Source organism: Pontibacter silvestris, assembly GCF_020907275.1.
In the GTDB taxonomy this organism is placed as follows: Bacteria; Bacteroidota; Bacteroidia; order Cytophagales; family Hymenobacteraceae; genus Pontibacter; species Pontibacter silvestris.
In genome coordinates, this window is the sequence record NZ_JAJJWI010000011.1 from 164,160 (window position 1) to 175,767 (window position 11,608).

At 45.0% G+C, this 11,608-nt stretch carries 6 protein-coding genes and 1 tRNA gene; 4 read left to right on the plus strand and 3 right to left on the minus strand.

Going from position 1 to position 11,608, the window contains the following annotated elements; genetic code table 11:
* The first annotated feature begins 87 nt into the window (after nucleotides 1–87).
* Both LN995_RS12115 and LN995_RS12120 read left to right on the plus strand, forming a co-directional pair.
* Nucleotides 88–1,440, plus strand: coding sequence for a M20/M25/M40 family metallo-hydrolase (locus LN995_RS12115; protein WP_229961334.1), 1,353 nt, complete (start codon nucleotides 88–90; stop codon nucleotides 1,438–1,440).
* A 77-nt stretch (nucleotides 1,441–1,517) separates the two neighbouring features.
* The gene (locus LN995_RS12120) at nucleotides 1,518–4,319 is read left to right on the plus strand and encodes a M14 family metallopeptidase (RefSeq protein WP_229961335.1); all 2,802 of its coding nucleotides are present in this window, start codon (nucleotides 1,518–1,520) and stop codon (nucleotides 4,317–4,319) included.
* A gap of 104 nt (nucleotides 4,320–4,423) precedes the next feature.
* Here LN995_RS12120 and LN995_RS12125 read toward each other — a convergent pair whose 3' ends face one another.
* Nucleotides 4,424–5,461: a DUF6268 family outer membrane beta-barrel protein gene (locus LN995_RS12125; protein WP_229961336.1), complete on the minus strand. Its 1,038-nt coding sequence runs from the start codon at nucleotides 5,459–5,461 to the stop codon at nucleotides 4,424–4,426.
* Nucleotides 5,462–5,537: 76 nt separating this feature from the next.
* A complete protein-coding gene (locus LN995_RS12130; protein WP_229961337.1) occupies nucleotides 5,538–9,353 on the minus strand; it encodes a BamA/TamA family outer membrane protein in 3,816 nt (1,271 codons plus the stop codon).
* A gap of 411 nt (nucleotides 9,354–9,764) precedes the next feature.
* On the opposite strand from LN995_RS12130, the gene LN995_RS12135 reads away from it, so the two are divergent.
* Nucleotides 9,765–10,961, plus strand: a complete 1,197-nt coding sequence (locus LN995_RS12135) for a Pycsar system effector family protein (RefSeq protein WP_229961338.1) — start codon at nucleotides 9,765–9,767, stop codon at nucleotides 10,959–10,961.
* 83 nt (nucleotides 10,962–11,044) lie between these two features.
* Nucleotides 11,045–11,116: transfer RNA gene (locus LN995_RS12140), tRNA-Arg, on the plus strand.
* Nucleotides 11,117–11,213: 97 nt separating this feature from the next.
* Here LN995_RS12140 and LN995_RS12145 read toward each other — a convergent pair.
* Nucleotides 11,214–11,608: hypothetical protein (locus tag LN995_RS12145; RefSeq protein ID WP_229961339.1), on the minus strand; the 395-nt coding region annotated here is incomplete at its 5' end.

The window sequence follows — 11,608 nt, forward strand, 5'->3', positions numbered from 1 at the left end:
AAAATGTTTAAGTTTATAATTCACCCTGGCAGGTTTACCCTGTCAGGCATCTAACTAACCTAAACTTACCTTAGACAAATTCTAACCATGACAAAACCTTCTACCCATTTCACTAAAGTATTAATATCTGGGTTCTTATCTATCGGTGTAACCTGCTACACAGCCAACTCACTTTATGCACAGAGCCCATCGGCTTCTGCTTCGTCCGGCACAGAAACAGCTAAAATTGAAAAACGTTATCAGAACGAGGTTAAATCGATCACCAAAAAGCCCGCAGTAAAAAAAGCCTTTCAGACTATTGTAAACTTAGAGCCGCAGACCCGGCAGGACCATATTACTCTGACAGAGATACCGGCTCCACCATTTAAGGAAGAAGCCCGGGCAAAGAAATATGCCGAGATGCTGAAAGAGGCAGGTGCTGATTCTGCCTGGATAGATGAGGTAGGCAACGCTATTGCCAGGCGCAAAGGGCGATCCGGCAAAAAAACTGTTGTGTTGGAGGCTCACTTAGACACTGTGTTTCCGGAAGGAACAGACGTAACCGTGAAACAGCACGGTGATACACTATTTGCTCCCGGCGTTGCAGATGATACTCGAGGCCTTGCCATGGTACTAACAGTATTGCGGGCACTGGAACAAAACAACATAGAAACAGAAGCCGATGTACTGTTTATAGGTACTGTAGGCGAAGAAGGCCTGGGCGATTTACGCGGCGTAAAGCATCTGTTCAGCGAGAATGGCCCTGACATTGATTCTTACATTGCCATAGATGGAGGAGGATTAGACCGCATTACGCATGCTGGTTTAGGCTCTCACCGTTACCGCATTACTTACAAAGGCCCTGGTGGCCACTCCTGGGGCTCGTTCGGTTTGGCAAATCCTCATAGTGCCCTTGGTAAAGCCATCTATTACTTTACTACCGAAGCAGATAAATTTACGAGCGAAGGCCCACGAACCAGTTATAATGTCGGCATTGTGGGTGGCGGCACCTCTATAAACGCTATTCCTTTTGAGTCGTGGATGGAAGTGGATATGCGCTCCATTAGCCCTGAGCGTCTGAATGGCATTGATCAACTGCTGCAGGCGGCTGTACAAAAAGCACTAAAAGAAGAAAATCTGACAAAGCGCCGTGGGGCAGACCTGGAGGTAGAGGTTAAACTTGTAGGAGATCGTCCATCCGGAGAACTTCCCGTTACCACTCCCCTGGTACAAAGAACTATGGCTGCCATCAAGTACTTTAATGTAGAGCCTAAATCAAGTACAGGCTCTACTAACTCTAACACACCTATCGCTAAAGGTGTACCGGCTGTTACTATTGGCGGTGGCGGTACAGGAAGCGGTGCGCATTCTCTTGATGAATGGTGGCTGAATGAAGATGGGCACCTAGCTATCCAAAGGGCTTTACTTGTTCTGTTAACTGAAGCTAACGCAGCAAATTAATTGTTCTTTTTGCTGAACCAGGTAAAGCTCTCCTTACCAGAGAATATCACTATTAAGTCACCTAACACACCTGCTCTATGAGATCTAAGTTTATTTATTCACTAACTACCTTTCTGGTGCTTAGCATTAGTATATGTTGGGCACAAATGCTTCCATCACCAAAGGAGCATTTCGGTTTCAATATTGGTGACGATTATCACCTTGCCACTTATACACAAACAGAAGCATACTTTAAGAAACTAGCTGTTGCTTCTGATCGTGTTAAGCTTGTTGATATCGGGGTTACGGAGGAAGGCCGCCACCAGTACATGCTTATTGTATCTTCTCCAGAAAACATCCGGAACCTGAACCGTTACAAGGAAATTTCTCAAAAACTTGCCCGGGCCGAAGACCTTACCGAGGAGCAGGCACAGCAACTTGCCAGCGAAGGCAAATCTGTTATCTGGATAGATGGAGGATTACATGCCACTGAAACAGTTGGTGCCCATCAGCTGATAGAAACAATCTGGCAACTTGTAAGCCGCAACGACCCGGAAACGCTCCGCATTCTGGATCATGATATTGTGCTGCTGGCACATGCAAACCCTGACGGGCAGGAACTAGTGTCTAGCTGGTACATGCGGGAGTCGAAGCCGGAAAAGCGATCTTTTGAGCACCTGCCACGCCTTTACCAGAAGTACGTCGGGCACGACAACAACCGTGATTTCTATATGATGAACATGAAGGAGTCTCAGAACATCAGCCGCCAGTTATTTGTCGAATGGATTCCGCAAATCATGTACAACCACCACCAACGAGGACCTGCTGGCTCTGTACTTGCCGGACCTCCATACCGCGACCCGTTCAACTATGTATATGACCCTTTATTGGTAACAAGCATTGATGCCGTTGGTGCTGCCATGAATAACCGCCTCAATGTAGAGGGCAAGCCAGGCTATACACAAAGAACAGGTTCCAGCTTCTCTACCTGGTGGAACGGCGGTTTACGCACCACACCTTATTTTCATAATATAATTGGTTTGCTTACAGAAATTATAGGTGGACCAAATCCTGAAGAGGTTCCGCTTATTCCGCAACGGCTTTTGCCTAATGGCGCAACACCAAACCCGATTACACCGCAGGAGTGGCATTTCCGCCAATCTATTGATTACTCAGTTTCTCTTAATTATGCTGTGCTGGACTATGCTGCACGCTATAGCGACGAGCTGCTTTATAATATTTACCGCATGGGCAAAAACTCTATACAGCGTGGCAGCAGCGACTACTGGGCACTTTCTCCTAAACATGTTGATGCTATCAGCCTGGCATACAAGAACGATCAATCCAAAGACTCAAGAGAAAAGAAGTCGGAAAGCAATGGCCGCAGAAGCCCGGGCAATCTTCCTGCCAAGCATTACGATGAAGTACTTAAAAACCCGGACCTGCGCTCCCCTCGTGGATACATTTTACCAGCCAATCAGGGCGATTTCCCTACAGCCGTAAGGTTTATCAATGCACTTGTTCAATCTGGTGTGCTTGTACATAAGGCAACAGCTGAGTTTACGGTAGCGGATAAAACTTACCCTGCAGGATCTTATATTGTTAAAACGGATCAGGCTTTCCGCCCACACGTAATAGATATGTTTGAGCCACAGGAACACCCTAATGACTTCCAGCATGAAGGAGGTCCTCCTATTCGACCTTATGATGCTGCCGGCTGGACATTGGCTTACCAGATGGGTGTAGCGTTTGATCGTATGCTGGATGCTTTTGATGGACCTTTTCAACGTGTGCCTTACGGCCAGCTGCAATCACCGGCAAAACAAAAAATTGCATCATCTTCTAGTGCTGCAGGTTACCTGCTAAGGGCAAGCAGCAACAACTCGTTTATTGCCGTTAATGATCTGCTTCACGCAGAGGTAGACGTTTATCGCTTACAGAGCAAAATAGCTGGCACACCAGCTGCTGATGCGGGTACTTTCTTTGTACCTGCCACAGACAAGGCTACAACACTGCTTACAAAATCTGCTGCAGAGTTAGGTATAGAGGTAACAGGTATTGAACAAACTCCCGCTAACAACGCCATGATAAAAGTATCGCCAATGCGCATTGCGCTTTGGGATACTTACGGTGGCTCTATCCCTTCCGGATGGGTGCGTTGGCTGATGGAGCAGTATCATTTTCCGGTACAGATAGTTTACCCACAGGATATAGATGCCGGTGACCTGCGCAAAAAGTTCGATGTGATCGTGTTTGTTAACAGAGCAATTCCTTCTGTTAACCGCCAGAACCAGAGCTACTACGACAATGAACCTAAACCAAAGGAGATTCCGACTGAATACCGCTCTCAATTAGGCAGCATTACGACTGAAAAGTCTGTTCCACAGCTGAAGCAATTTATGGAAGCAGGAGGCACCGTAGTAACAATGGGCAGCAGCACTGACCTTGCTTATCACCTTGGCCTGCCAGTAAGAGATGCTATTGTAGAAATGAAAAGCGATGGCGTTGAGTATCCTCTGCCAGGCACTAAATACTATATACCAGGAAGCATACTGCGTGTAAATTTTGATTCTACCCAGCCAGCAGCATGGGGTATGCCATCAGAAGGTGATATTTACTTTAACAATAGCCCGGTGTTTAAAATAGCGCCTGACGCCATTGCCAAAGGTAAGGTAGAGCCGCTGGTATGGTTCTCTTCCAGTAAACCGCTCCGTAGTGGGTGGGCATGGGGAGAAGCCTATTTAAAGGATGGCGTTACTGCATTTGTAGCCTCTGTAGGTTCTGGTAAGTTGTATGCCTTTGGCCCGGAAATTACTTTCCGTGGTCAGTCACATGGAACGTTTAAACTTCTCTTTAACCAGCTTTACGCATGTCGCCCAGGCTCAACTGCCATAAGGTAGCAAAGAACAAACGTTGTTATTACAAAGAGCCAGCATAGTGTTAGTTGGCTCTTTGCTTTGTGTTCCACATGTAACATAAATATTTTGGGTGACTGTGTTAACTACTACCTGTTCCTGCTTTTCTCTAAAAGCTTCCTTGGCGGAACAGCGTAAAGCTCTACTCTGATATAACCGGCTCCTGCCAAGTCATTATCAATGAGTTCATTTGTGGAGCCAATATCTTCATACACCCTGTTGCGGTAGTACTGCCGAAAGCCACCTTCTACGGCAAACCATAAAAAGTCATGGATTTCCTGCTCCACGCGCACTAAACCTTTTACATCAGTACGCCGAAGCTCTACTTTCCCAAACTGTGACAGAGGCGGCTCGTTTACGAAGAGGTTATAACTGGCTCCCTCCAGCCTATAGCCAGCGTACAACAATGTTTTTTCAGAAACGTTATAGCGTACCCGTGCATTAGCCGGAAAGATAGACTCCACCCCCCATTTATCATTGAACGTGCGGTTGTACAATACGCCCGGGTAAACCCGTCTGCGCCCGAACGTATACCCGAACTGTGCCCCTATTCCCCAGGCAAAGTATGGACTCTTTTTCCAGCCATAGGCTACATCAACTGTAGTTTTCAGGTAGTCTCCAATACTTATATTGTCACGTGTATAGTCGCCGTTCAGTTCTCCCTTTACCCGAACCAGATAAAATTTCTCTTCATCTATGGAATGTAAATAAGCCAGCTGTGCTCCTATACTTTTCAGGTTTTTATCCTCAAGGTTATTGTAAAGGCTATAGGTCGCAGGGTTTATATTTTCAAAATTAAACTCTTCAAACTCATAGTTAAAGCCAAAGATGAGTTTCGTTTGGGGCTTATTCAGGATAGGGGCAAAAGCTCTTACTTCAAACTTATTATTACGCCGCACCTGACCGTTTCCGTTACCAACTCTAGCGTCATCAGAATTAGAGTCTATAGCAAACTGAGGCAGGCGCTCATAAGCAACTATTATTCCTCTGCTACGGCCTTGGCCTTCTACAGAAGGACTAGCATATTCTATTATTTCTCTTACTTCCTTCACCTCGGGTTCCTGTGCTTTTGCCTGGTAACAAAAGAACAACGGCAACCCTATCAACAGCAGGTAAAATTTAATCATGGTTACATTTAAGTTTGTGTTGTTGCTGATAAACGAGAACTACTATTACACAGTTTTTCATTATCGGCCAAACATTTTAGAACAAAAAGCCAAAGTTTAAGGCCCACAGCCTGTCATACTCGCCTATAGCATAGGTTAATGTTACTACGTTACGGTTGAGCAGGTCTATCCAAACTCCACCGCCATAACCATTATGCAGGCTATGGAAAAAGTTATGCCTCTGATCATTGTCATCATAAACACGGCCTGCGTCAAAAAAGCCAAGAACACCTATCTTACCGGGGCTTAGGTACAGATTGTAGTCAAACAATTGCATACGGGCCTCTGCATTGGCAAAAATGGCACTACGGCCTGAATAGCGGGTGCGGCGATAGCCTCTCAGGTTCTCCATACCACCCAATGTGTTTGCCTGGTAAAAACGGAAATCACCAAAGTTATGCGCGGCACCTACACGACCTGCCCATGTTAACTGAAAAGGAAAACTAGGGCTAATGTAAAAGCTGAATGCTGAACTGATATTGGTGTAGGTAAGGTTTTCATCATCCAACTGATAATTATAGCTGATTTGGTTATGCCAGCGCATTCCAATCCTGGGGTTTGCCTCGGTGCCACCACCTATTATATTCATGTTTGCGTAGGCCACAACCCCAGCGTAGTGCTGTACATCAAAAGTACCGGTTGCAGTATCATATGTTCCCGGTTTTAGCCGACCCGCTCTCGCTTCATTCAGCAAAAAAGTCTCGTTTTCACTATTTGTAACCTTAAACCGGTCATAAGTGGGCCCAACGCCGATCTTTAGAAAATGTGTCAGATCTTTGTAAAGCGATGCATTTGCTCCCATCCGTTCAAACCTGACCCGGTAAAAGCTTCTGTCCAGCTCTGTATTTTGTTCAGACAGGTTACCAAAACCATAAAAATTACGCTGGAACTGTGGCCCTTGTACCAAGCCGTTTAATAGTAAGCTCCAGTCTCCCAGCACCTGATGCACATCTCCTATGTAGTGAATATTGTACGACTTAGTCAGGAAAGCGAAGTTTGCCTGCAGTAAATGCTCAGAGGCATATGGCGTTTTACGGAATTTATGTGTGCGGACTAACATACCAGCTCCCAAAAACAAACCATCGTCTACGTTATATTCTACAGAAAGCCGAGGGCCCACATAAGGCAGTTGGTAATTGTCCCGGTCGTACCGGTTTACGTCAGGTAAGGGAGATGTTTTATCTTTTGTCTCAGGCCCAAACTCAAAAGTATTGCCTATTTCTGTATCGTATACAATAGTATGTTTCTTCAGGCCGCTTACTTTTGAGCTATCCATAATAACATCTTCATCACCTCCACCTATAATCCGTATCAGAATACCATCGTCCACGTTGCCTGTTACTTTAAACTCATCTTGTCCGTCTCGTCCGTAAAGGCGTAACTCATCTGTTTCATTAGTATAAAAGGTGCGGTTGTATAGCTGCTTTCGCACTTCTCCTTCCTTAGAGGTTTTAAGAACAGTAAGCTCCGTCCGGTTGTTGTCTACACGATCAACTATGAACAACTCATGTTTATCGCTACCGGATACATCTACCTTTTTAGCTAAAAACTCATAATACTCTTCTGCAGCCTGAGGCAGTTTATCTCTTCTGGACTTTAGCTTGGCAGCTATCTCTGCTCCTGACAGGGCTTGTATACTTTCTGGCAACTGACTTACGGCATCTTCTATTATGGCATCCGTTACATTAGCCTTAATGTCCCGGGCTATGCGGAGCCAATCTTCCCGGGTAACACTTGCTGTAAAGGTACGGTCTGATGTAAGAGCACTGAGGTTAAGGCCAATAATGTCGTTAAACTCGTAATCAAAGTTCTGCACACTACGCGCTCCCCATTTACGTGTGGCTAACCACGGCGATATACCATCCACCTTAATAAAAGCCTGATCCCTGTCCTCAGGTACTGGTATGTATATATCACCTTTACCGGGTTTCTCCCGCTCCACCCAACGCCACTGCCCTTCATGCCGGTCCCAGTCCCCGATAAGCATATCCAGCAACCTTGCCCGAACCCACTCCTGCTCATCTACTTCGTTATCGTTATCATCTTCCAACTCTTCCAGTACTTTTTCTGTACCCACTAGATTCTCGGCGTTCCCAAGGCTGGCTGTTTCTTCATGGTTTTCGTCAGCATCTTCTTCCAGAAAAGCTAAAGTATTTCCAAACTCATCCATATACCGGCGCAGATAAGGTGTGTTCGGAATGTAAACCAACCTGGGGTTCGTATGAAACACACCAGCGGCATCGGCTAGCTTAGGCACCACTAAAGCACCATAAGGATGTTGTGCTGATATCTGGTCCTGCAACAGCGCACGCGCAGCGGTTTCTTTCAGGTAGTCTGGCAAAGCCGCAGACGGATCTTTATTAACACTCCGTAAGGTGTACTCTTTGGCATCAGGAGTACGCACTTTAAGTGATGCTGTCTGTTTACCTCCTCCTTTCTGATAAGGTGTCAAGCCTCCAAGCTCATTCTTCATATCCAGGAGAGGCACTTCTACTGGTGTAGCCCACTCCTCCCTGTAATGTTCTCCCAATACAGTGGTACGTAGTCCTTCTGCCTGATACTCTGTGTTGGCAGCCAACATAACGGTACTGTCTGCGTAGTTATTTGTATCTTCTACCAGGGGTTCCTCTTTGCGCGGCTTTTTGGCATAAAGCGGAGTTCTGAACGAAACTTTACCCGTAGCCCCATCTCCCTCCGGCACCCAGAACTCCGTCCATACTTCCCCGTTCTCATAATACAGTACTTTAGAAAAACCTTTTATTTTATGCAGATAAACAGCATCGCCACCTGTGTTGATATATTGGGTTTTACAGCCAGACCCACTTACAATAAGTGGAAGGTTGTTTAGCTTAAAGTATTCCAGAGCATGCTCATGCCCTGCGGCATATATTATGTTATCATATTTTTCAAATATGTTCGTCAGACCTTCTATATAAGCCTGGTAGCGAGGGTGAGGGATGTCCTGTAATATCCCCCCGTACTTTCTGGCAAACGGGTAAATAGAACCTATAACAGGCAAGGGTAAAAACATCCAGTCGCGCAGCATAGTAAGCGGAAAGAGATGATCCTTAAGAGAGAAAAAACCACCGTGTGCTCCTCTGGTCATTAAAGGGTGATGGCCAACAACCAGAATATCGCTGCCACTGTTCTTTTCTATTATGTCTTCCAACTGCACCAGAAAGTCTATTTCGTTAGCAGCTCCGCAATGGCTGTTTTCGCCGTAAGGCCTGTCGAAAGGGTGCAGCCACCACTCAGAGTCTATAGCAACAAGAACCAGATCGTCGCTTATCTTTACTTCATAAGGACCAGGGCAACCTTCACCCGGCACATAGAAATCGCCACCTGTAACTATATTTTCATCTGTCAGATATTCGTTTACATACACCTGCTCCCGCATAACAGCTTCAAGCCCTCCTCGGCCACTGTGGTTCCAGTCGTGGTTACCTGGTATCATGTACTTTTCTCCGGGATATCCTTTCAATATATCCAGCTGTTCGTTCAGGCGCTGCTCAGATATTTCACGGTCAAATGCACTCGAATCAGGCAAGCCATTATGATACACATTATCGCCAAGGAATATGGTGGCACTCTGCTCCCCTGCCTCATGCATCTGTTGCTGCATCAGCTTTAAAGTAGGTTCCTGCTCATCAAGAGATGGCGAACCTACATCACCAATAAGAAAGACAGTGTAAAGCAGCTTATTCTCCGGGTCCTGCTCATTCTTTTCCCAATCAATTGCCTCCCGCCCATAGTAAGGTTTGTTGGTGGCACAGGCAGTTAACAACAATGTTAGCACTAGCTGCCACAAAGGGTGAATCAGCAGCCTCAGAAAGTGAAGTATTTTCTCTGTCATACGTATGATGAACTAGTCACTACTGCCAGTAATAAGTACCTGCATACAGCACAATAAGCAACAGGCTGAACTCAACAAACTGTACCATACACTCAGCCCATTCATTTCTTTGAATGTTTTACTGTACAAGGTAAAGTTGTTGCTTTAGGTACTCCAGCCTCTTCCATACTTATAGTGGAGGTGCCACAGGCGTGGCAGAACTGGCTTTCATTAACGAGGTGAGGCTGGTTTTAGTTGTTATACAGGCTACCACTTACAATATAACCATTAGCAGCAGGTTCACTAACAAAAAGCTAACTTTAACCGTAACCGCAAATTAACATGTGCAACTAACGCACTACTCAGAAAAAAACTGCTGTTGGCTCTAAGCTTAAATTTACAGCCCGCCTCCAACGCAGAACCACAACTAATATGGAAGACCAAAATATAATAAGGCAGGCCAGTGAGTTTGTTTTTAGCCTTTTTAAGGAAAGGCTCTCAAAGAAACTGGTTTACCATAACTATAAACACACCTTTGAAACAGTTGCAGAAGCACAAGACCTGGGTAAACTCAGTAATATAGCTCCTGAAGAACTGGAAGATTTAGTATTGGCAGCCTGGTTCCACGATACAGGCTACATAAACACTTACAACGACCATGAAGAAGAGAGTGTACGTATTGCCTCAGAGTGGTTGGAAGAGAAAGGGCACCCACAGGATCGAATAGACCGCATTGCTGGCATGATTGCGGCTACAAAACATGGCAATGAACCCAACGGTTTATTGCAGGAACTTATGGTAGATGCTGATATGTCTAACATTGGCAAGGCTACTTTTTTTGCAACCGCAGAACTGCTGCGCGTGGAGTGGGAGATCTTCCAGGATAGATTCTTTTCTGACAGAGAGTGGGCACAGTTCCAGATTGACTTTTTACTCTCTACCACCTTCCATACGAATCAGGCGCAACGTAAATTTGCCGGACAGCTAGGCCTGAATATACAGGAACAGCGCAATGTGCTGAGTAAGGAAGTCAAGCAGAAAAAGAAAGAAGATAAGAAACACAGGGAAACACTGGCCCAACCGAAGCGAGGCATTGAAACCATGTTTCGCAACACTTACCGTACGCACCTGAACCTTAGCGCTATCGCTGACAATAAGGCCAACATGATGATTAGCCTTAATGCTATTATTCTGTCTGTGGTGATTACCTACCTAAGTGCCAAATCATCGTCTGCTGGAGCAGAATTTGCACAACACCGTACACTGCTTATCCCGATAGGTCTGCTGGTACTAACGACACTTGGCTCAGTTATCTTTGCCATTATATCGGCACAACCGGAGGTAACCAGCTTTTCCTTTAAAAAGAGAAAAAACAAAATTGATACACGCAAGGTAAACCTGCTCTTCTTCGGAAACTTCACCAACCTGCCATTAGAAGAGTTTCAGAAAGGTATGCACGAGATTATGCGTGACAAGAAGTCTCTGTACAACAACATGATAACAGATATCTATTATCTGGGTGAGGTACTAGACAGAAAGTACAAGATACTGCGTATTTCTTATACTGTGTTTATGGTAGGGCTGGTGCTAACAGTGATAGGGTTTGGTGTTGCGGTTTATTATTATTAGCCCTTTTGTTATTATATACAGGCCCTACTTGTACAATGGCAGTATTTACACTAAATTTGCCATGCATATTGCCTAAAAACATTGGCTGTGTAGTTCAATGGATAGAATAGGAGTTTCCTAAACTCTAGATCCAGGTTCGATTCCTGGCACGGCCACAAAAAAGCCTCCATACACCTTGTATAGAGGCTTTTTTATTAATATCGTACATATTTCGGACGGTACACTCAAATAACTGAAGAGAGAAAGTGTAAGCTATACTAGCTTAGCTTTGAGTTCCTCTTTCCAAAGGTCAAATCCATTATCAGCAGTATTGTTGTGCTCAATTTTGAAAAAGTTATCTGGCTTGTTTTGTAGGTAAACAACTCTTTTAGCAACTTTAGGTAGTTCTTCCTTAATCAACTCATATACTTTAAGAAGAGATTGTTCTCTACTATCGATACTACTTCTGCTGTAATACCAAACATAGGTAGCAAGTGATTTATCATAGCATTCTAAAATAGCATAGACATATTCTTTAGTCTCTAACACGAACAAGAAGGCAAAAACAGGACTTGTGACAAATCTTATAGAGAACCACTCATTCTGCCTTCGACTCAGGTATTCTAAGTGGTTGTGACCTCCCTGTCGGCTCCCCAACTTTAGAACTA